A 21,612-nucleotide genomic window follows, 5' to 3' on the forward strand; every position below is an offset into this window, starting at 1 on the left:
TTTGCTTGTCCGCACAACAAGCTAACCCTCGCAAAGCGAGCTCGTGCGGCGCGCTTGCTCTGGTGATTTCAACCCACACGATTTCAGGCCGTCCAATGTTTTAAGCTAGCGGCCAAAAAGCCAATCAAACTGCTTTGCCGCGGCATTAAGAATATCTTATCGGGGTGATTACGACCCGGCAGCTAAGTTATCTTGATGCGCTTGCCCGTCATCAACATTTCGGACGAGCCGCGGCGGAGTGTTGTGTCAGCCAGCCCGCTCTTTCAATGCAGATCCACGAACTGGAAGGGCTTCTCGGCATAGAGTTGATCGAGCGGCGCCCGGGCGCGCCAATGTTCACCGAACTCGGCATCGAGATCGCGCAACGCGCCGGAGCGATCCTTGGTGGAGTTGTGCCAAGGGGCGTTGGACTGTGGCCTCGAGCCTCAGTGCAACGAGCCTTGCAACGGTCATGCAGATGGTGGCGAGTGGATATGGCGCCACGCTAGTTCCAGAAGTCGCGGCCGATGTCGAGTTGCGCGACGACCGAGTGAAGCTCCTGCGTTTTGTCGAACCGCAACCCGGCCGCCGTATCGGGCTGGCGTGGCGCCGGACGTCTCCACGCAAGGTCGACTTCCTGGCGTTTGGTCAGATGGTGAAGAGCGCGCTGAACGCACCCGCCCGGCCGCAATGTATCCACCACGAGCGCACTGCTTTGCGAACGGAAGTCTAGTAGAAATCGGTCTGGGTCTTCTGCGGAACCGAGCAAGGCCCGAGGAGATCGCTGCAGCGGTTCTTTGGCTCTGCAGCCCTGGCTCGAGCTTCGTGATTGGCCACGCACTCGCTGTGGATGGCGGCTACAAAACCCGTTGACGACGAAAACCACGGCATCCTCTCGCCTTTGCCCAAGGGGATGCCTATGTTGCGGAGTGCCTGCAACGGCCCCAAACCGACAATGGGAGGTATGCTCATGGACGCGCCCAGCAAGGAATTTGCGCTGGCGGGCAGCCTTGAGGAGCTGAAGATCAAGGGGCGGCTCGTTGTGCGCGGTGGCCATCGTCCGATCCTCGTCATCTACGACCGCGGGCGCGTCTTCGCCCTCGACAATCGGTGCCCGCACATGGGCTTCCCGCTCGAGCGCGGCAGCGTCGAGGACGGCATCTTGACCTGTCACTGGCACCACGCTCGCTTCGATCTCGAAAGCGGCTGCACCTTCGATCTGTGGGCGGACGATGTGCCGACCTGCCCGGTCGAGGTGCGCAATGGTGACGTCTGGGTAAAGACCACGTTCACCTATGCCGATCTCACCGCGCATTGGCATCAGCGGCTTGCGAACGGCCTTGCCCACGACCTCGGCCTCGTTATTGCCAAGGCCTTGCATGGTCAACTCGCGGCCGGCGTACCACAGGCCGAAATCGTACGGGAAGTGGCTCTGTTCGGGTCGCAGAATCGCGACGGCTGGGGCGTGGGTCTTACGATCCTTACGGCACTCGCCAATATCCTGCCTGTGCTGCCGGAGGAGGAAGCCTATCTCGCTCTATTCCACGGCGCACGCCGTGTGGCGGGGGACTGCGACGGCGAGGCGCCGCGGCGGGAACGCGCGCCGCTTGGAAGCCGGCCGGATCCGGCCGCGCTCAAACGCTGGCTGCGGCGTTGGACAAAAGTGCGCCATCGCGAGGCGGCCGAGCGCACCCTGCTCACGGCGATTGCGGCCGGCTTCTCTCCGGCTGAACTCGCTGATGCCCTGTTCGCCGCCGAGACCGAGCGGGTTTTCGCCGACACCGGGCACTCGCTCGACTTCATCAACAAGGTATTCGAGTGCCTCGACCTGGTCGGCTGGCAACACGCGGCGGCTCTGCTGCCGACTGTCGTCGGCCAGATGGTAGCGGCCCGTGGCGCCGAGGAATCGACGGCCTGGCGCCAGCCCGTTGACCTTGTTGCGTTGTGTGAGGAATCAGCCAGCGTCCTCGCGGACCTGTGTGCTGCCGGACGCGGCTCGCGTGACTGGTCGGGCCACACCGCACTTGCTCAAGAGCTGCTCGGTGACGATCCAGCCAGGATCGTTGACGCGCTCAAGGAGGCGATCCGCGCCGGTGCGGTCCCTGCTGACCTTGGCCGATCCCTCGCCTACGCGGCAGCGCTCAGGGTGGCGCGCTTCGGCAATGCCAACGAGCACGCCGACTGGGAGACGGCGCATCACGTCTTCACCTACGCCAACGCCGTCCACCAGATGCTGACGCGCATCGGGACTGCCAACACCGACACTCACGTCACGGCCGTCCGCGGCGTATTGCACGGAGCGATGGCGCTCTACCTTGCTCGCTATCTCAATGTGCCGCCGGCGCGCATTCCGGGCGACGGCGGCGAGCAGCTCGATGATCTGCCCGCGGATCCAGAGACGATCGGCGCCGCCTTGCTCGACGCCTTTGACCGGCAGCGACAGGTCGATCTCGCCGCACGCCTGGTGGCACGGCATCTCACGCTCGGCCATTCGCCGCAGGCGCTGATCGCCACGCTCGCGCATGCGGTGCTGCGCGAAGATGCAGGCTTCCATGCGTATCAGATGCTGGAGGCGGGAGTCCGGCAATTCGGCGCGTGGGGCGACACGGACGAGGGCCGGCACATCCTCATCGCGGTTGCCCGCTATCTGGCGGCCCATTCACCGACCGAACGCGCGTCACTGCAGACAGCCGACATCGCCCGCCGCTTGATGCGAGGCGGCGAGCTGCATCAAGAGGCTGGATCGTCCTGACATGACGCGCTGAGGGCGCACTAAGGGCGATCTGAAAGCAGACCTGACGCGCTGCGATCTTCGCCGCGATCCTGGCGCGCGCTTCGCGTTCGATGCGTGGCAGCGTCAGCTGCAGTGGTGGTGCATCCTGTCGGGTTCGGCCTCATCCAGCCACTACAGCTTGTAGCCGATCTTGCGCAGCAGGTCTTTCCGCCACGCAATGTCGGCGTCGGTTTCGACACCCAGCGGCGAGGCGCCATCCACCACGCCGAGCACGCCGCGGCCCAGCTCCGTTTGCGCGACGATTACCTGTGTCGGGTTGGCCGTCGCGCAATAGATGCGGCAGACTTCCGGCACCGCGCGCACCGCAGCCAGCACGTTGACGGGAAAGAACCCGTCGCCCAGGAAGATCAGGAAAGTGTGGCCGGCGCCGACGGCCAATGCGTTGTCGCGTGCGAGGGCGAGGGCGGGTTCGTCATTACCCGACCAGCGCACCAGCCGCTTGCCCGAGGCCTCGCAGAAGGCCAGCCCGAACCGGATGCCCGGAACCGCGCCCACCAGCGCCTCGTGGAGGTCTTCCACGGTCTTGATGAAATGCGACTGGCCGAAGATGAAGTTGGCGTCGTCCGGCTTGACGATGGGCACCACGGTGAGTTCCATGGCTGCGCTCCTGCAGGGTGAGCTACGCATTCCATGGTAGCCGCCGGAAGGTGATTGCAAGCCGCCATAGGCGGCCGATTTCGCTGCCATCCACGCTTCGGCTTCCTCGTGGGGCTCGAACACCTAGACCGCTTCGCCGGCTGCGTTGATGGCGCGGAACACGGCGGCCCGCGGGGAGCGGCCATGGTCGCGGCAGCAAGTCCGCGAGCTTTCATTACCGGGAATGATGAGCGATAATCAGCAGCGGGACGGAATCGGGCCGATGCCAGAGCGAACACACAGTCGAGACAGCGATATCGATGCGACGAGCGCAAGCGCTCGTTTGGCCGGCCTCGACATCGACATCATTCACCGGCAATCGCCGAATGGTGATTGGGAGCAGATATCAATCAACCTGCGGGCAACGCCATCCTTCGAAGCGCTCGGGTCCTTGTTCGAGGCAGCTAACCCTTTCACGTTTTGGGTGCAGGCCACACGATTCATGTGGATGCCATGGCTGCTCACGACGCAGACGATGATGCTGCCGGCAGGCCGGACGCGAACACTCCCGACTGCTGTCCACTCTGAGCGCGAGGCGCCGACGACTACCGGTTAGCGAGCCAGAGGGTCAGGGAAAGGATCACGCTGACCAGCAACGATGTTGCGAGCGGGATATAAACGCGGAAGTTGTCGCGCTCGACGAGAATGTCGCCGGGCAACCGGCCCAAGCCGATCTTGTTGATCACTGGCCATTGCAGCCCGAGCGGAACGACCGGTAGGCGCATTAATTATCGCAACGATCCGCTCGGCTATGCCTCCGTCCCGACCTTGTGCGGCTGCTTCGCTTCAGCAGCGTCGGCGATCTCCGCTTGGTGACCGACGCGGCCATCGAACACCGGACGGTCCCGACACTTAGGGCGAGTGGTAGATTGAGAAGTCAAACTATTGGTCGAGGGAGGATATGCCTATGAGAGCATCGCCAAACTATTCGCGTCGTCGTTTCCTTCATGCCGGCACGGCCGGCGCAGCAGCAACCGTTGTCGCTGCGGCGTCAACGCCCCTTCGTGCGGCCGCCGAGGCGGGTGCGCAACCGCTACCCTCGACGGCGACGGCGCCGCGGATTCTGCGCAAGCCGCCGCTGCCTGAATTGGAGCGCATCGCCAAATCCTACAACTTGGCTCTCAGCCGCGACGATCTGACGTCGTTCCGCAACCTCATGGACGGCGTGCTCGCGTCATACCGTCGGCTGGACCAGTTCGCGGAGCCGACATTGGCGGTGAAGTACCCGCGGGACGCGGGGTTCCGACCAGGTGTCTCGGACAATCGGCTCAACGCTTGGTACTGGAAGTGCTCGATCAAAGGCGCAACTTCGGGGCCTCTCGCGGGCAAGAAAATCGCCATCAAAGACAATGTGTGCGTTGCCGGTATCCCGATGATGAACGGTTCCAACGTGCTGGAGGGCTACGTCCCCGACGTGGATGCGACCATTGTGACCCGCATCCTCGACGCCGGTGGGGAGATCGTCGGCAAGGCCGTGTGTGAGCATCTTTGCTTCTCGGGCGGTAGCCATACCTCCGACACTGGGCCCGTGCTCAATCCGCACGATCCGAAGCGATCTGCCGGAGGCTCCTCCAGCGGCAGTGCGGCGCTCGTCGTCGCGGGCGAGTGCGACATGGCCATCGGGGGCGACCAGGGAGGATCGATCCGAATTCCCAGCTCTTTCTGCGGAGCGGTTGGCCACAAGCCCACCCACGGGCTTGTGCCATACACGGGTGTCTTCCCGATTGAATTAACACTTGATCATACCGGACCCATTGCCCGCACCGCCGGCGATGCCGCCCGGCTTCTCGAAGTGCTCGCCGGCGCCGATGGCCTCGACCCGCGCCAACCGGCGGGACTGCGTACGGAAGCGTATACCAAGCAGCTCACCGGAGACGTGCGTGGCCTGCGGATCGGAATCGTTAAGGAGGGATTTGGCTGGCCCAATTCCGAGCCCGATGTCGACGCCATGGTGCGCGAGGCAGCACAGCGCCTGACGCGAGCGGGAGGGAATGTAAGCGAGGTATCGATCCCCCTCCACCGCGACGGCATCCATATCTGGAACGCTATCGCCGTCGAGGGTGCCACGGCGCTGATGGTCGCGGGCAACAGCATGGGAACCAACTGGAAAGGGCATTACACAACTTCGCTGCTGGACTTCTACGGCCGGAGTCGGCGGGTGCGCGCCAACGACCTTTCGGAGACCGTCAAGCTCGTCGTCCTGCTCGGCCAGTACATGCAGGACAATTATCAGGGCCGCTACTACGCGAAGGCCCAAAACCTCGCGCGCATGCTACGCGCCGCCTACGACGAGCAACTCAAAGACGTCGATCTCCTGCTCATGCCGACGTTACCCTTGAAGGCCACGCTCCTCCCCGCCCCGGACGCGAGCCGCGAGGACTATGTTGCGCGGGCACTTGAAATGATTTCCAACACTTGCCCGTTCGACGTCACTGGCCATCCTGCCGCCACGGTTCCGGCAGGCATGTCGGCAGGGCTCCCGGTTGGCATGATGCTGGTCGGACGCCACTGGGAGGACGGCACCGTGTTGCGTGCGGCAGACGCGTTCCAGATCGTCGGGTAGACAGCAGTAGCGAATTGCTGGCTAACGGCACCGTCGGGTCCAAGGTTCGGAAACAGGAGGCCCGCGAGCCGGCGAGCGACGCGGCCTGCCCTGACATCGATGCCAGGCTCGTCTGCCGACGCGGAGTCGGGCCTCGTGCCGAGATCATGAAGAGGCGGGCCATGGAGATCGAACGCACTAGATTCGGCACCATCACGATTGACGGAAAGACTTATGAACACGACGTGATCATTCGTCTGTCCGGCGAAGTGGCAAGGCGGAAGAAGAAGCTGTCGAAGAAGCACTACGCGACCTCGCATGTCTTCTCGAAGGACGAAGCGAAGTTCGTCTTTGAGGATGGATGCGAGCAGCTAATTCTTGGCTCGGGCCGCCTGCAGCTGAATTACGGTCTGCATCCCCGATGACCTGCCACTGCAAGTAGAGCGAAGCTACGCCGACCATCGGTCGCCCGCTTTCTTATTTATACCAACTGATTACCCACCAACGGGTTCGGGTCGATCAAGCCAGGACTTGTAGGACTTTCGATCCGTTGTAATGTAAGGGACGCATGCGGAATTCGTATGGCTGCTTCCCGAAGGGCGCAGCGCACAATAAGCAGGCGCGAATCAACGTGCCGGTTTTAGATAGAGACCGACATGGCCGTTGGCGGATCGTTTGACACGTTCCCCAAGCTGCTGGCGCGAAATGCCGCGCAGTTTAGCAGCCGCCCTGCGTTTCGGCACAAAGATCTCGGCATCTGGCAGACGTGGACCTGGGCCCAGGTCGCAGAGATCGTGCGCGCCTACGCTGCGGGCTTGCATCGACTTGGATTGCAGCCAGGAGACACGATCGCCATCGTTGGCTCCAACCGGCCGAAGCTCTATTGGACGCTGATGGCAGCGCAAGTGCTGCGCGCGATTCCGGTTCCGGTCTATTCGGATGCAGTGGCTGACGAGCTTGCTTATGTCCTCGCTCACGCCGACGTAAAGTTTGTTGCGGCGCAAGATCAGGAGCAGGTCGACAAGGTCTCTTCTGTATCCGACCGGGTGCCGCATCTCCACAAGGTCGTCTATGACGAGCCGCGTGGCCTCGATGACTACGACCACGATCGATTGATCGCAATCCGCGATGTCATCGAAGACGGCCGCGCCGCGCTTGCGGCCAGCGCGGCGCTCGGCAGGCAGATCGATGAGTTCATCCGGCAGGGTGAAGGTTCTGACATCTCGATCATCCTCTACACCTCGGGAACGACCGGCGCGTCGAAGGGCGTCATGCTGTCGGCGCGAGGCTGCATCGACGCTGCGACTGATACCGTCAGGTTTGACAGCCTGACCGACAAGGACGTGGCGCTCGCCTACCTACCGCTCGCCTGGGTTGGTGATCATTACCTCAACTATGCACAGGGCATTGTCGCTGGATTCTGCATGGCGTGTCCCGAGAGCGGTGAGACGATCGAGCAGGATCGGCGCGAGATCGGACCAACCTTCTATTTCGCCCCGCCGCGCGGTTTCGAGGCCATGCTGACGCGGGTAATGATCCGCATGGAGGACGCTGCAGCCATCAAGCGGCGCATGTTTAACTACTTCCTTGGCATTGCGCGGCGTTATGGCGAGTCGATTTTGACCGGAAAGCCGGTGCCGCTGTCTGGCCGGCTGCTCTATGCGGTCGGGCGTTTGATGGTCTACGAGCCCCTCAAGAACGTTCTTGGCCTGTCTCGCGTGCGCGTCGCCTATACTGCAGGTGAGGCCATCGGTCCGGATCTGTTCGCGTTTTACCGCTCGATCGGATTGAACCTGAAGCAACTGTACGGTCAGACCGAAGCGTTCCTTTACGTTACCTGCCAGCCTGACGGTGAGATCTACTCCGATACGGTCGGCCCGGCTGCACCGAACGTCGACATCCGCATTGCGGAAACAGGCGAGGTGCACTTCCGCTCCCCGGGCATGTTCGTCGGATACTTCAAGGATCAGGCGAAGACCGCGGAGGCCATGACGTCCGACGGCTACGTCAAGACCGGCGACGCCGGTTTCTTCGACGAGAAGACTGGGCATCTGAAGATCATCGATCGCGCGAAGGATGTTGGTCGGCTGGCTGACGGCACGATGTTTGCGCCAAAGTATCTTGAGAACAAGTTGAAGTTCTTTCCCAACATCAAGGAAGCGGTCGTCTACGGCGACTCCAGGGATTTCGTTTGCGCCTTTCTTAATATCGACCCGGTCGCTGTGGCGAACTGGGCCGAACGCAACAATATCGCATACGGTTCCTATCAGGAGCTGGCGGGGCATCCGCTGGTCTACGACATGGTGGCGAAAGATGTTGCCGAGGTGAACCGCTCTCTTGCGGAGGGAAGGGGGCTGGATCGCCGGAACCACCATTGTGGTCCTTGTCATCGGGCTTGCCGTGGCCGTGTACGATCGCTCCTCGGCCGAACGCGCCGGTCGCGAAGCCGAGGCGCTCAGGCGAAGCGAGGAGAAGTTCCGCCTGCTGGTGGAAGGGGTGGCCGATCACGCCATCTTCATGCTCGACCCCGAGGGCCGGGTGGCGAACTGGAATCTCGGCGCTATCAGGCTGATCGGCTACGGCGAGGAAATCGTCGGGACGCACTACGCCATCCTTCACACCGACGAGGACCGCGACGCCGGCATTCCGGAGGAAGTGCTTCTGGAAGCCAAGCGGGAAGGCAAGTCGGCAGGCGAAGGGTGGCGCGTCCGCAAGGACGGCAGCCGCTTCTGGGCCGAAGCGACCATACGCGTGGTGCAAAACGAGCGGGGCGAGGCCATCGGCTTTGCCAAGATTGTGCGGGACGTGACGGAACGCCGCCTGGCCCAGGAAGCGCTGGAGCGCACCCGTGACGCGCTGGCGGTATCGCAGAAGATGGAGACTGTCGGGCAGCTTACCGGCGGTGTCGCGCACGACTTCAACAACATACTCGCGGTGATTCTGGGCAGCCTCGAACTCGCGAAGAAGCGTCTCCAGCCGGAAGATCCGAGGATTCACCGGCTCCTCGACAACGCGATCCATGGTGCGCTCCGGGGGGCGTCGCTGACCCAGCGCATGCTGGCCTTCGCGCGCAAGCAGGACCTCAAGCCCGTCGTCGTGGATGTGCCGGAACTGGTCCGCGGAATGTCCGCGCTGCTGAAGTTTAATCCAGCGATCCGGGTCGAGACCCGTTTTCCGATCGAGCTCGCGAAGGTGAAGGTTGATGCCAACCAGCTCGAGCTCGCGATCCTCAACCTCGCCGTCAATGCGCGCGATGCGATGACGGCGAGCGGCGGGACCATCAGCATCGCCGCGCGCGAAGAGCAGGCCATCGATGGCCTTGCCGAGGGACGATACGTCGCGCTTTCGGTAAGCGATACCGGATCTGGCATGGACGAAAAGACGTTGAAGCATGCGCAGGAGCCGTTCTTTACGACCAAGGGGGTGGGCAAGGGAACCGGTCTCGGCCTCTCGATGGTAAAGGGGTTGGCTGAACAGTCCGGAGGCGTGCTGATGCTGAAGAGCCGCATCGGCGAAGGGACCACGGCCGAGATCTGGCTGCCGGCCTCGCAGGACGACAATGTGCCCGAGCCCCATGCGGCGGAGCCGTCACGCTCCGCGCCCCGTAGCAATCGACCCGTCTCCGTGCTGGTGGTCGACGATGACCTTCTCGTCCTCGACAGTATCGCTGCAATGCTCGATGATCTCGGCCACGCCGTGGTCGAGGCGCGCTCCGGCGAAGAGGCCGTCCAGCTTTTGCGCCGAATGCCGAAGATTGACATTGTGGTGACAGACTACGCCATGCCGGGGATGAACGGGCTGCAGCTTGCCGAGACGGTGGCCGCCGAGCATCCCGGCACGCCGGTGGTGCTCTGCACCGGATATGCCGAGCTGCCCGGCTCCGCGCAGCCTGATTTGCCGCGCATTTCGAAGCCGTTCGACCAGGCGGCGCTGGTGGCCGCCATGGAGGAAGTGATGCGCGCGCGGGCAGATGCGCGCTCGGTTTTGCCCTTGCGCCCGAAGCGAGCCTGAGATTGGTGGATCTCATCGCGTCTCCGGGAGCCACCAGGAGGCCCGTCATTCGGCCGCCATCGGCTTGGCATCGCCGTCGATGGCCGGCTTCTTCTTGCCGAACAGCCAGGCTTGCAGCCTGTCCAGGTAGATGTAGACCACGGGCGTCGTGTAGAGCGTGAGCATCTGCGACACGACGAGCCCTCCGACGATGGCGTAACCCAGCGGCTGGCGTATCTCTGAGCCCGCGCCGGTGCCGAGCATCATCGGAATGCCGCCGAGCATGGCTGCCATTGTGGTCATGAGAATGGGACGGAAGCGCATGATGCAGGCGCGATAGATCGCGTCCTCGGCGGACAATCCCTCCCGCTGACCGACATGCAGGGCGAAATCGACCAGCATGATGCCGTTCTTCTTGACGATGCCGATCAGGAGAATGATGCCGACGATCGCGATCACGCTGAGATCGAGATGGACCGCCATCAGCAGCAGCAGCGCACCGAGCCCGGCCGACGGTAGCGTCGAGATGATGGTGATGGGGTGGATCAGGCTCTCATACAGGATGCCCAGGATCAGATAGATCACGAACAGCGCGGCCACGATCAGGATCGGCGTGGTCGACAGCGAGTCTCCGAACGCCTGCGCGTTACCCTGGAAACTCGTCTGCAGCGACAGCGGCTTGCCGAGCTGTTGCTCGATATTCTGGATGGCGCTGGTCGCTTCGCCGATCGCCGTACCCGGCAACAGGTTGAAGGAGATCGTCACCGACGGGAACTGGCCCTGGTGGTTGACCACGAGCGGGGCGACCTTGACCACGCTGTCGACCAGCGTCGATAGCGGCACTTCCTGTCCGGTAGAGGATTTCACATAGATTCCGGTCAGCGCCTCTGGCGAGTACTGGAATTTCGGATTGACCTCCATGATCACATGATACTGGTTCAGGGTCGTGTACATGGTCGAGACGATGCGCTGGCCAAAAGCGTCGTCGAGCGTGTTGTCGATGGTGAAGGGCAGGATGCCGTAGCTCGAGGCCACCTCGCGCTTGATGGCGATGTCGAGCAGGGGACCGGAATTGAGCTGGTCGGTTGCGACATCGGTGATGCCGGGGATCTTCCTGATCCTGTCGAGGAACAGTGCCGCCCAATGGTTCAGCTCGCCTGGATCGGCATCGCCCAGCGTGTACTGATATTGGGTTTTCGAAACCCGGCCGCCGATGGTGATGTCCTGTGCGGCCTGCATATAGAGCGTGACGCCCTGGATGTTCGCCAGGTTCTTCCGCAGCCGGGCAAGCACCGTTTCCATATTGTCGCGCTGGTTGTAAGGCTTCAGCGCAATGTAGACGCGGCCGTTGTTGATGGTGGTATTGCCGCCGCCGGCGCCAATCGCCGAGCCGACGGATGCCACGGCCGGATCCTGCGTAATGGCATTAAGCAGGGCCTGCTGGCGTTCGGCCATCGCAGAATAGGAGATATCCTGCGCGGCCTCGGACAGGCCGATGATCAGCCCGGTGTCCTGCTGCGGAAAGAAGCCTTTGGGAATGACGACGTAGAGATAGCCGGTCAGGGCGATGGTCGCAAACATTGTCAACAGCGTGATGAAGCGGTGACGAAGCACGATTCTGAGCCCCGCCTCGTAGATTCCGAGGAGTGAGTTGAAGCCGCCTTCGAGGATGCGGAACAGCCTCCCATGCGTCCTGCTTTCCGGCTTGAGCAGCCGCGCGCACATCATGGGCGTCAAGGTCAGCGAGATAAGAAGCGACAGAACAAGGGCGACGCTGACGGTGACGGCGAATTCGCGGAACAAAAGCCCGACATATCCGCCCATCAGGAACAGCGGAATGAACACGGCGATCAGCGACAGCGTGATCGACATGATGGTGAAGCCGATTTCGCCAGCGCCCTTCAGCGCGGCCTCGAACGCCGTGGCGCCGCCCTCCATGTGGCGCACGATGTTCTCGATCACGACCACGGCGTCGTCGACCACGAAGCCCACGGCGATCGACAGCGCCATCAGCGACAAATTGTCGAGGCTGTAGCCGAGCTCGTAGAGGACGGCGAGGGTGCCGATCAGCGACAGTGGAACGGTGACCGCCGGGATGACCGTCGCCCAGAAGTTTCTCAAGAAGACGAAGATCACCATCACGACAAGCGCGACCGTCAGCAGCAGCGTGAACTGAACGTCGTGGATGGAGGCGCGAACCGTGTCGGTGCGGTCGGAGATAACGTTGACCTTAACCGCGGGCGGAATCGAGGCCTGCAGCACCGGCATCATCGCCTTGATCCGGTCGACGGTATCAATGACGTTGGCGCCGGGCTGGCGCTGGATCGCCAGGATGACGGCGCGCCGGTTGTTGTACCAGCCGGCGATCAGGTCGTTCTCCGGCGCGCTGACGGCGCGGCCGACGTCGCGGATGCGGACCGGCGAGCCGTTGCGGTAGGCGATGACGAGATTGGCGTAATCGTCCGCCTTCAGGAGTTGGTCGTTGGTGTTCAACGTGAAGGTCTGGCTCGGGCTGTTCAGCGTGCCCTTCGGCATGTCGACATTGGCCTGGCCGAGCGCGGTGCGGACGTCCTCGAGATTGATGCCGCGCGCGGCAAGCGCCTGCGGGTCGAGCTGTACGCGCACGGCGGGCTTCTGCTGGCCGCCGATGCCGACAAGGCCGACGCCCGGTATCTGCGAGATTTTCTGCAGCAGGATGTTTTCCGCATAGGCATCCACCGTGGTCAGCGGCAGACTGTCCGAGGTTAGACCGAGCACCAGGATCGGCGTATCGGCCGGATTGACCTTGCGGATCGTCGGCGGATAGGGAATGCCGGGCGGCAGGAACGGAGACGCGGCGTTGATCGCCGACAGTGTATCGCTGACTGTCCCGTCGATCTGGCGGTTCAGATCGAACTGCAGCGTGATCTGGGTGAAACCGAGCGCGCTCGCCGACGTCATCTGGGTAAGACCCGGAATCTGCCCGAACTGGAGCTCGAGCGGCGTCGCCACCGACGCTGCCATGGTCTGGGGATCGGCGCCCGGTAGCTGCGCGGTGACCTGAAGCGTCGGATAGTTGACGTTCGGCAAGGCCGCGACCGGCAGCAGCGGGTAGGCGACGAGGCCGCCGACCAACAGGCCTACCATCAGTAGCGCCGTCGCGATCGGTCGCTGAATGAACGGTGCGGAAATGTTCATGGGATCACCGCCTGTTGTGCTTGCTGCGTTGCCGCTTCCTCGGCCGCTTCGCCGTGCAGGATCGTGACATGCGTGCCCGGCTGCAGCCGGTATTGTCCGTCGACCACGACCTGCTCGCCGGCCTTCAGGCCGGAATCGATCAGCGCTTCACCGTCGGTGATCTGCGCGACCTTGAGCGGCCGCATCGCCACGGTGTCGTCCGGCTGGATGACATAGGCATAGGCGCCGTTCGGCCCCTGCTGCACGACGTTGGCGGGAACGGTGAGGCCGTTGTGCCGGGTCGTGACGAGCAGCCGCGCGTTCACCAATTCACCGGGCCACAATTGGCGCGATCTGTTGGGAAAGTTGGCCTTCAGCTGGATCGAGCCGGTGGTCTGCAGGATCTCATTGTTGACCAGTGCGAGTTTTCCCTCGCCGAGCTGCAGCGAATTGTTCTGATCATAGGCAAGGACGGGCAGCGGCGTCTTGCTGGCCTGCTGCTGTCGCTGGATCTGCGGCAGCACGCCCTCCGGCAGGGTGAAGATCAGCGAGATGGGATCGAGCTGCGTCACCACGACGAGGCCGTTGGCCGTCGTCGGGCTGATGATGTTGCCGACGTCGATCTGGCGGATCCCGACCACGCCGTCGATCGGCGAGGTCAGCCGCGTGTAGCTGAGCTGCACCTTGGCGGCTTCGATCAGCGCCTGGTCGGTCTTGAGCGCGGCCTCCAACTGGCCGACCTGCGCCTTCTGGGTCTCGATCAGTTGCGGCGTGGCCCAGCCCTTGTCGCCAAGCTGGTTGTAACGCGCGAGATTGGCGCGGGCATTGGTGAGCTGGGCCTGGTCGCGCTCCAGGTTGCCTTCGAACTGGTCGATCTGGGCCTGATAGGGACGCGGGTCGATTTGCGCGAGCAGGTCGCCGGCATGAACCGTCTGTCCTTCGGTGAAGTTGATGCTGATGAGCTGACCTTGGATCTGGGCCCGTACGACATCGGTATTGTAGGCAATCACGGTGCCGACACCGTTCTGGTAGATCGGCACGTCATGCTGCGCGACCACGCCGGCCACGACCGGGACCGGAGCTGGCGGCGCGGCCGCGGCGGCTTTGAACGCATGGGCGTGCGTCAGGTAGAGAAGGCCGCTGGCGGCGGCGCCTAACAAGATGGCGGATACTGCGACTCTCTTTTTCATGGCTGCTTCTCGCGAGTGGGTTTCCGATCAACGGAACATCGTGGCGGCGGCTGAGAGGCCCGGTACCGTGTTTGGCGCCCCTGTGATGTTCGGTATTCCCGTGACATCGGTGGGCGCGGCGACGGCTGTCGTGTTCGGGGCCGGAAGCGTGACGGCGGGCACCGTCGGGATCGCTGGCGCGATAGTGCTGACGGTGGGCGCAACGGCGATGGTCGGTACCACGGCTGCGGAGCTAATCCCGAGATTGCCGATCTCCGTCGAGCCCATTGGAATGCCGGTTCGCATCACGCCGCCCGGCGCCACCGGAGAGGTCGGCATCGATGATGCGGCAAGGTTGCCCGATCCCCCGCCGCACATGCTCGACATCCCGGACGTTTCGATCAGAGCCGATGTCGGCGGAATGCCTGACGACGAAATGGTGGACATCGTGCTCTGCGGCATAACCGTTCCGACCGCCACGCCGCCACCATCGAAGGTCGCTGCCGATCCGAACATCGTCGACGGGGCCGTGCCGATGGTCGAGCACACGGTGCTGCCGATTGCGCCGGTCGACGAGATCGGCATGGGACTTACGCCGGGTGACGCGATTTCCGTCGCGCCAAACGGGATGCCGGTGCCGCCGACCGGCGCGCTCGGCACCATGCCGAGCGGAGAAGTCGACGCGAGCGAAGGCGTCGGCATCACCGCCGCCTGCTGGGCAAAGGCCTGGCCGCACAGCAAGGTCGAGGCTGCCGTGATCATCAGGAAGCGTTTCATGTTGCTCTCCGGTGCCGTTCGATCGGCACGACAAACGCGTGGCGCAAAGTTGTGGGGCTATAAAGTTGTGGGGCTATTGGGAAGCCGGTCCGGAGGACGCCAGGAGGACCGGAAAACGTCCTCCGAACCGACAGCCCGCGCGCGGGGGCCTGCGCGGCGGGATTAACTGCAACTCAGCGGCAAGGGGCTGTTGGGATGCAGGACGTACCAGTCGTAGCAATCGGGATAACCGTAATAGTAGCCGTAGCCCGGTCCGTATCGGTCGAAGCGATGGAAGGCGTGCTGGTGCAGCCCGAAGCCATGCGCGCCGATGTGACCGACGCTGCCGATGTGGCCATCGCCGAGGCCGCCCAGATGTTCGCCGCCCATGCCGCCGATATGGGCGCCGCCACCAAAGCCGCCAATGTGACCGCCGCCGCCGCCGAAACCTCCGCCATGACCGCCGCCACCACCGCCACCGCGGGCCTCAGCCGCGCCGGTCACCAGGCTGGAAGCAAGCAGAGCTGTTGCCAGTATCGTGATCATCCGTTTCATCGTGACACTCCTTTTCAGTCAGATTGTTCGGCGCCGCGACGCGCGAGCTTCAGTCGGTCGCGCGGACGAAACGTCGGATGAGTGACAGGTAGGTGCGATGCACAAGGCATCCATTAAATTCGGCGTTAGTCACGTTCACGAGCCAGAGCAGCGCTACGGGCTTCAAAGGCGAACGCCTTTGGCGCACAGCAAAGAAGACGGGCTGGCGGAGGAAATCCCGCCAGCCCGTCAAGTGTCGTCACATCGCAGCGCGCGGATCAGTAACCCGTGTTGGGCTCACAAGGCGGCACGGTCCACGGTTGAGTGGCATAGGCGCCGACGTCTGGGGCGCGGATGCAGCTATCGCGATCGGCCGAACGCATGACGGACGCCATATTCGTATTGTCGTTGGTTACGACATGCCGCGAGGTGTGTGTGGCGGCGAGCGCCGGAGTAGCAAAGGTGGCTGCGGCGAGTAACGCAGCCGACAGGAGTTTCACTTTGCGCATGGGTATTCTCCATTCGGTGAGGGGAAGCCGGGCTGGCTTCTTCCTCTGACGTGCGGCTGGTCCGTCCTCGTCCAAAGGAATATCGCTTCACGCGCTTTCAACTCGGCGTGACGGCAATGCGGGCCACGATTTGCCAAAATCGCGTCGGCCGGATCGGGCAATGCAGGCCCGCCGGTTCATTAAATTGCTATTTATTGGCGCGACGCGCTGGCGAGGGCTAACTGTCTGGCACGGGCCCGCTGTGCTCGTACCGAGGCGGCGGAACGGCCGCCGGGCGGATGGCGCCCGCCCGATTCCGGAAGGGATGGCAGCGCCGTCCGGCTCCATGAACGATGCGGCGTGTGAACGTCGCCATTGCCACCTGACGGCGAGAGGGTATCTTGATGGCAAATCGGACCGATCAGATGACGAAGGTTCTTCTCATAGAGGATGACGACGAGACGGCCGGGGAAATCACCGCCGAGCTTGCCGATCGCGGCTTTGAGGTCGAATGGTCGTCCGACGGATTGGACGGTCTTGCCAAGGCGCGCGACTTGCGGCCGGATGCCATGATCGTCGACCGCCTGCTGCCGGGGATGGACGGCCTTACCGTCATAGAATCCTTGCGAAAGGATCAGGTGCGCACCCCGGTCCTGGTGCTGAGCGCGCTTGGCGCGGTCGATGACCGTGTGCGCGGATTGCGGATGGGGGGCGATGACTATCTCACCAAGCCGTTTGCGATCGTCGAATTGGTCGCGCGAATAGAGGCATTGCTGCGTCGCCCGCCGGAAACGCGCGAGACCAAACTGCGTGTCGGCCAGCTCGAGCTCGACCTGATCGAGCGCACGGCAAAGCGCGGCGAGCGCAAGATCGACCTCTTGCCGCGCGAGTTTCGCCTGCTCGAATACATGATGCGGCGGAGCGACCAGCTCTTGACGCGTGCGATGCTGCTCGAGGAGGTCTGGAACTACAAATTCGTTCCGGCCACCAACCTGGTCGACGTCCACATGGGCCGCGTGCGGCACAAGGTCGACGGTCCGGGCGACATCCCGATGATCCACAATGTCCGCGGTGCCGGGTTCATTCTGCGCGCCGTGCCCTGACTGATTTTTGGCGACCTTGCCGGATGCCCGCGCCGTCGGGCCGGCAAGGTAATCGGACGGCAGGCTCGGGAAGTTTCAGTTGCAGTTCATCCGCTCGAAGACGTTTCACTGGACCGCGGCGCTGGCGGGCCTATTCGCAATCTTCGTCATCATACTGTTCGGGTTCATCTACTTCAGGATCGACGACTACCTGATCGCACGTTCCGACAACATGATCACGACACAAGCGGGCTTCTTCGCCGGATTGCCGCGCGAGCGCATGATCAGTGCGCTCGACGATCGTCTTGAGCAGGATTCGCGCGGCGTCCAGTTCTCGGGCATATTCGATGCCGGGAGGAACCGGCTTGCCGGCAACATCGCGGCCCTGCCGGACGGACTCGAGATCGGCGCACCGGCTCGGAGCGTGCCGCTGACACGTCTCGATAACAAGGAGGTCGGCGCAACATCGGTTAGAACCGTCGCGCGGCGGCTCGATAACGGCGACATATTGGTGATCGGGCGAAATGTCGATGAAACAGCTGAGGTCTTCAGGGTCGTCGGAGCTGCGCTCGCGCTCGGCCTGTTGCCTGCATTCTGTCTGTGGTTACTGGCCGGCGCCTGGCTCAGTGCGCGCGCCCGCAGGCGCGTCGAGGAGGTCAATCTGCGGGTCCAGCGCATCATCGCCGGAGATCTGCGCGAGCGGCTGCCGCACCGGAACATCGATGAGCCGTTCTCGCGGCTCGCCGGCATCGTCAACGGCATGCTCGACGAGCTGGAGACGACGATCAACGCGCTGGCCGGCGTCGGCAACGACATCGCCCACGATCTGCGAACGCCGCTGACGCGCGCACGCCTGACGCTCGAGCGCGGCCGTACCAACGCGACCACCCTGGAGCAGCTCCAGCAGGCCGCCGACAAGGCTATCGCCGGCATCGACCAGTCGCTGTCGATCGTCACGGCGTTGCTGCGACTCGCCGAGATCGAGAACAGCCGCCGGTCATCCGCATTCGGTGACGTTGCGCTCGGCGAGATGCTGCGCGAAGTCTGCGACATGTACGAGCCGATCGCCGAAGACAAGCAGATTGCGCTCAGCGCGAACATACCAGCCGCGCTTTCCGTGCGCGGCGACCGGGACTTGCTGCTGGAGGCAGTCGCCAACCTCGTCGACAATGCCATCAAATTCACGCCCCGGAACGGAAGCGTCGAGCTTGACCTGCTGCGCGGCGAAGGGGAAACCATTCTGCGGGTGAGGGATACGGGTCCGGGGATCAGCGAGCACGAGCACGAAGCCGTGCTGCGCCGGTTCTATCGCTCGGACAAGATCCGCAACACGCCCGGTGTCGGCCTTGGCCTCAACCTGGTTTCGGCGATCGTAAAGCTGCACGGATTTCGCCTGATCATCCACGCCGGCCCGGGAGGCCGGGTGGAGATCGTTTGCCCCGATGAGCAGGGCGGTCAGACATAGGATAGCTGCCCGCCACCATCACCCATGGCGGCGGTCGTCATGTTCGGCGCGGGATGCGTGGTGGACCTGCCGATGATGCCAGACAGTGGGGCCGGTCATGCCGCTTTCCCTTTCGTTATAGGCCTGCATCACGGAAGGCGGCAGTCCTTCCATTCTGTAAGCCGGCGTAGGCGCACCGCCATTCAGCACGTCCAGATTCGGGTAATAGAATGCAAAAGCACCCGGCTCCTGGATGGCTTCTTGCGCGAGGGCCGGTGCCGCTGCCAGCATCGACAGCAATCCTGCGACGGCGATTGTCTTGATCGAGGTCATTGTTCTTCTCCACATGTCGATGCGAGCGTTCGCCTGGCCGCGCAAGCGCGGCCGTGCGCCGCAACGGGCGCCTTCTTCCGAACGCGAACTGCTCGCTTGAAGCTGCATCGCTCAGCGGATGCATGTGGAGATGTAGGACGTGCGCGACGTCGGCCCACTAAATTGCGTTTTACAAAGCTGAATTGATCAGTGCCGCGAGCAAAGGTTCGCACGGGGAAGCGGCGGTCGAACTCGTGCGGGTGCGAGGGAAGGCTCACCGATCGATGTTTTGCGATCTCGCCCACAACACGATCGCGCGATCTTGAGACCGGGATCGAAGCGTTTGCGGACGCTAACAGCGAATTTAGATTCCTCAATTCCAATTTAATGGCTGCGTTGCGGTGTCTTCTCCTAGGGTCTGCGCGCCGGACCTGATGGATTGGAGCCACCCATGAACGCCCACAGCACAACGTTGATGTCAGACAGGCGGGAGATGCTGACCGCGGACAGATCGCGAGACCTCGTCGATGAATATGCATCTCTCATCAAGCGATACGCTCTGCTCGAACCGGCGCGGGAGCAGCAGCTTGCCCGCCGCTGGCAGGAGCATCGCGACCGCGCAGCTACTGACGCACTCGTCACCAGCCATCTCCGGCTGGCGGCGAAGGTCGCGCGCCGCTACCAGAGATACGACCTTCCGCTCGCCGATCTGATCGGCGAGGCCAATCTCGGCCTCGTCATCGCGGCCTCGCATTTCGAGCCCGGACGTGGCGCCCGGTTTTCCAGCTATGCGCTGTGGTGGATCAAGGCTGCCATCCACGATTACATTCTGCGGTCGCGGTCGCTGGTCAAGATCGGGACGACGGCCGCCCAGCGAAAGCTGTTCTTTGGCCTGAAGCGCGCCATGCGCAAGTTCGGAGGCGATAGAGAAGGGCTCACGCAGGAAGTGGCCGAGGCCGTCGCCCGCGAGCTCGCCGTCCCCGTTCGCGAAGTGATCGAGATGAACAGCCGTTTGACCGGAGACCTCTCGCTGAATGTGCCGATCGGCGACGACGGACCGGCCGAATGGGAGGCGATGCTGGTTGATCAGTCGCCGGATGCCGAGGCAATCGTCACCGATCAGGATGAAAGCACGCAACGGACCAGGGCGCTCCATTCAGCCCTCGACGTGCTGACCGCGCGGGAGCGCCGCGTGTTCGAAGCGCGGCGGATGAGCGAGAATCCGCCGAGCCTGGAGGACCTCGGGCGCGAGCTGTCGATCTCCGGCGAGCGCGTCCGCCAGATCGAAACGCTGGCCTTCGAAAAGGTCAGGCGCGCGGCGACCAGGCATTTGAAAGCCGCCTCCCTCCCGGCGGGGAAGATGGCGGCTTAAATGGAAGAAGCGAGCGACGGCGTTCGCGCCGCTCGCTTCCTTCAGATCGCCCGATCAGCGCATCATGCGCTCGACGGCGATGGCGGTCGCTTCACCGCCGCCGATACACAGCGCGGCCACGCCGCGTTTGAGGTTCTGCGCCTCCAGCGCATGCAGCAGCGTCACGATCAAGCGTGCGCCGGTGGCGCCGATCGGATGACCGAGCGCGCAGGCGCCGCCATTGACGTTGAGCTTCTCCCGGGGGATGCCGAGATCCTTCTGTGCCGCCATCGCTACCACGGCGAAGGCTTCGTTGATCTCGAACAGATCGACGTCGGAGACCGACCAGCCGACCTTGTCGAGCAGCTTGCGGATCGCGGGGATCGGCGCGGCGGTGAACCATTGCGGTTCCTGGCTGTGGGTGGCGTGGCCCTTGATCTCGGCCAGCATCGGCAAGCCCTCGCGATCGGCGAGCGAGAGCTTGGCCAGGATGAGGGCAGCGGCGCCGTCGGCATTGGCGGAGGAGGCGGCCGGCGTGATGGTGCCGCCTGCGCGGAACGCCGGCTTCAATCCGGGAATCTTGGAAGGGTCCACCTTGAGCGGATGCTCGTCACTGGCGATGACGCGCGGACCGGCTTTCTCGGATAGCGTAATCGGCGCGATCTCGGCCCTGAACGCGCCGCTCTCCACCGCCTTGCGCGCACGGGTCAGCGTCTCGATCGCGTAAGCGTCCTGGTCCTTGCGGGTGAATTGATAGGCTCCGCGGTAGCCTCGCCAAAATCGCCCATCGAGCGGCCGGTCTCATAGGCGTCTTCCAGCCCGTCCATCATCATGTGATCGATGATCCGGTCATGGCCGGCGCGGTAGCCGCCGCGCGCCTTCGCGAGGAGATAGGGCGCGTTCGACATGCTCTCTATGCCGCCGGACAGCACGATGGCGGCGGAGCCGGCGTTGATGATGTCGTGGGCTAGCATGGTCGCCTTCATGCCGGAGCCACACACCTTATTGACGGTGGTGGCGCCGGTGGCGTCCGGTAGTCCGGCGCCGCGCGCGGCCTGTCGTGCCGGTGCCTGGCCCTGTCCGGCCGGCAGCACATTGCCCATGAAGATCTCGTCAATGCGTTACGGCGCGAGTTGAGCCCGCTCCAGCGCCGCGCCGATCACGTGAGCCCCGAGCTTGTGCGCGCTGAAGGGAGACAGTTCGCCCATGAAGCGGCCAAGCGGCGTGCGGGCGGCAGAAAGGATGACGACGGGATCAGCGGCTGCGGACATGATAGGTTCTCCTGTTCGTGCACGGATTGTTATATGATGATAATCATATATTGCGGCATTGCAAAGAGGCGCCGCCATCGCAGGGGCCACGATCCATCTGGAAAGTTC

At 63.4% G+C, this 21,612-nt stretch carries 16 protein-coding genes and 5 pseudogenes; 13 read left to right on the forward strand and 8 right to left on the reverse strand.

The window, feature by feature from the left end:
- Nucleotides 1-164 precede the first annotated feature (164 nt).
- The 3 genes and pseudogenes from ACH79_RS44945 to ACH79_RS20760 all read left to right on the forward strand — a co-directional run bounded on the left by ACH79_RS44945 (nt 165) and on the right by ACH79_RS20760 (nt 2,731).
- Nucleotides 165-712: pseudogene (locus tag ACH79_RS44945) on the forward strand (LysR family transcriptional regulator).
- Between the two features lie 35 nt (nt 713-747).
- Nucleotides 748-852: pseudogene (locus ACH79_RS20755) on the forward strand (SDR family oxidoreductase); the annotation flags it as partial.
- 97 nt (nt 853-949) lie between these two features.
- On the forward strand, nt 950-2,731 hold the full coding sequence (locus tag ACH79_RS20760; RefSeq protein WP_246738619.1) for a Rieske (2Fe-2S) protein: 1,782 nt from the start codon (nt 950-952) through the stop codon (nt 2,729-2,731).
- 153 nt (nt 2,732-2,884) lie between these two features.
- Here the strand turns inward: ACH79_RS20760 and ACH79_RS20765 are convergent, their stop codons facing one another.
- Complete coding sequence (locus tag ACH79_RS20765) at nt 2,885-3,370, reverse strand: adenosine-specific kinase (RefSeq protein WP_161852645.1); 486 nt, start codon at nt 3,368-3,370, stop codon at nt 2,885-2,887.
- A 148-nt stretch (nt 3,371-3,518) separates the two neighbouring features.
- Here ACH79_RS20765 and ACH79_RS20770 point away from each other — a divergent pair, with 148 nt between their 5' ends.
- The gene (locus ACH79_RS20770; RefSeq protein WP_210255658.1) at nt 3,519-3,965 is read left to right on the forward strand and encodes a hypothetical protein; all 447 of its coding nucleotides are present in this window, start codon (nt 3,519-3,521) and stop codon (nt 3,963-3,965) included.
- Here the strand turns inward: ACH79_RS20770 and ACH79_RS20775 are convergent.
- Nucleotides 3,955-4,134: a DUF2905 domain-containing protein gene (locus ACH79_RS20775; RefSeq protein WP_161852647.1), complete on the reverse strand. Its 180-nt coding sequence runs from the start codon at nt 4,132-4,134 to the stop codon at nt 3,955-3,957. The two genes, ACH79_RS20770 and ACH79_RS20775, sit on opposite strands and share 11 nt — an antisense overlap.
- Nucleotides 4,135-4,316: 182 nt before the next feature.
- Here ACH79_RS20775 and ACH79_RS20780 point away from each other — a divergent pair, with 182 nt between their 5' ends.
- The 5 genes and pseudogenes from ACH79_RS20780 to ACH79_RS20795 all read left to right on the forward strand — a co-directional run bounded on the left by ACH79_RS20780 (nt 4,317) and on the right by ACH79_RS20795 (nt 9,962).
- Nucleotides 4,317-5,972 carry an amidase gene (locus tag ACH79_RS20780; protein ID WP_161852648.1) on the forward strand — a complete coding sequence of 552 codons (1,656 nt, stop codon included), beginning with the start codon at nt 4,317-4,319 and terminating at the stop codon, nt 5,970-5,972.
- Between the two features lie 14 nt (nt 5,973-5,986).
- Nucleotides 5,987-6,376, forward strand: coding sequence for a hypothetical protein (locus ACH79_RS43070; protein ID WP_202639282.1), 390 nt, complete (start codon nt 5,987-5,989; stop codon nt 6,374-6,376).
- Between the two features lie 231 nt (nt 6,377-6,607).
- Nucleotides 6,608-8,293, forward strand: a pseudogene (locus tag ACH79_RS20790) (AMP-binding protein); the annotation flags it as partial.
- Nucleotides 8,294-8,468: 175 nt separating this feature from the next.
- Nucleotides 8,469-8,729 (forward strand): annotated as a pseudogene (locus ACH79_RS44080) (PAS domain-containing protein); the annotation flags it as partial.
- A 27-nt stretch (nt 8,730-8,756) separates the two neighbouring features.
- Nucleotides 8,757-9,962, forward strand: a complete 1,206-nt coding sequence (locus ACH79_RS20795; RefSeq protein WP_246738698.1) for an ATP-binding protein — start codon at nt 8,757-8,759, stop codon at nt 9,960-9,962.
- A gap of 45 nt (nt 9,963-10,007) precedes the next feature.
- Here the strand turns inward: ACH79_RS20795 and ACH79_RS20800 are convergent, their stop codons facing one another.
- Together ACH79_RS20800 and ACH79_RS20805 are read right to left on the reverse strand one after the other, a co-directional pair.
- Entirely contained in the window at nt 10,008-13,118 is a 3,111-nt protein-coding gene (locus tag ACH79_RS20800) for an efflux RND transporter permease subunit (protein ID WP_161852650.1), read from the reverse strand.
- Nucleotides 13,115-14,287 carry an efflux RND transporter periplasmic adaptor subunit gene (locus ACH79_RS20805; RefSeq protein ID WP_161852651.1) on the reverse strand — a complete coding sequence of 391 codons (1,173 nt, stop codon included), beginning with the start codon at nt 14,285-14,287 and terminating at the stop codon, nt 13,115-13,117. Before ACH79_RS20805 ends, ACH79_RS20800 begins: the two co-directional genes overlap by 4 nt.
- Between ACH79_RS20805 and ACH79_RS20810 the strand changes: the two genes are divergently transcribed.
- The gene (locus ACH79_RS20810) at nt 14,286-15,209 is read left to right on the forward strand and encodes a hypothetical protein (protein ID WP_161852652.1); all 924 of its coding nucleotides are present in this window, start codon (nt 14,286-14,288) and stop codon (nt 15,207-15,209) included. The two genes, ACH79_RS20805 and ACH79_RS20810, sit on opposite strands and share 2 nt — an antisense overlap.
- On the opposite strand, the gene ACH79_RS20815 is transcribed toward ACH79_RS20810, so the two are convergent.
- Together ACH79_RS20815 and ACH79_RS20820 are read right to left on the reverse strand one after the other, a co-directional pair.
- A complete protein-coding gene (locus ACH79_RS20815) occupies nt 15,206-15,577 on the reverse strand; it encodes a hypothetical protein (RefSeq protein WP_161852653.1) in 372 nt (123 codons plus the stop codon). The genes ACH79_RS20810 and ACH79_RS20815 overlap by 4 nt on opposite strands.
- A 257-nt stretch (nt 15,578-15,834) precedes the next feature.
- Nucleotides 15,835-16,065, reverse strand: coding sequence for a hypothetical protein (locus tag ACH79_RS20820; RefSeq protein ID WP_161852654.1), 231 nt, complete (start codon nt 16,063-16,065; stop codon nt 15,835-15,837).
- A gap of 404 nt (nt 16,066-16,469) precedes the next feature.
- On the opposite strand from ACH79_RS20820, the gene ACH79_RS20825 reads away from it, so the two are divergent.
- Nucleotides 16,470-17,147, forward strand: a complete 678-nt coding sequence (locus ACH79_RS20825) for a response regulator transcription factor (protein WP_161852655.1) — start codon at nt 16,470-16,472, stop codon at nt 17,145-17,147.
- A gap of 79 nt (nt 17,148-17,226) precedes the next feature.
- Nucleotides 17,227-18,591 carry a HAMP domain-containing sensor histidine kinase gene (locus ACH79_RS20830; RefSeq protein ID WP_161852656.1) on the forward strand — a complete coding sequence of 455 codons (1,365 nt, stop codon included), beginning with the start codon at nt 17,227-17,229 and terminating at the stop codon, nt 18,589-18,591.
- 18 nt (nt 18,592-18,609) lie between these two features.
- Here ACH79_RS20830 and ACH79_RS20835 read toward each other — a convergent pair whose 3' ends face one another.
- Nucleotides 18,610-18,903, reverse strand: a complete 294-nt coding sequence (locus ACH79_RS20835; RefSeq protein ID WP_161852657.1) for a hypothetical protein — start codon at nt 18,901-18,903, stop codon at nt 18,610-18,612.
- 430 nt (nt 18,904-19,333) lie between these two features.
- Between ACH79_RS20835 and ACH79_RS20840 the strand changes: the two genes are divergently transcribed.
- A complete protein-coding gene (locus ACH79_RS20840) occupies nt 19,334-20,254 on the forward strand; it encodes an RNA polymerase factor sigma-32 (RefSeq protein ID WP_161852658.1) in 921 nt (306 codons plus the stop codon).
- 54 nt (nt 20,255-20,308) lie between these two features.
- Here the strand turns inward: ACH79_RS20840 and ACH79_RS20845 are convergent.
- A pseudogene (locus ACH79_RS20845) lies at nt 20,309-21,504 on the reverse strand (acetyl-CoA C-acyltransferase).
- Nucleotides 21,505-21,612: the final 108 nt, after the last annotated feature.

This window comes from Bradyrhizobium sp. CCBAU 051011, from assembly GCF_009930815.1.
Classification (GTDB): Bacteria; Pseudomonadota; Alphaproteobacteria; order Rhizobiales; family Xanthobacteraceae; genus Bradyrhizobium.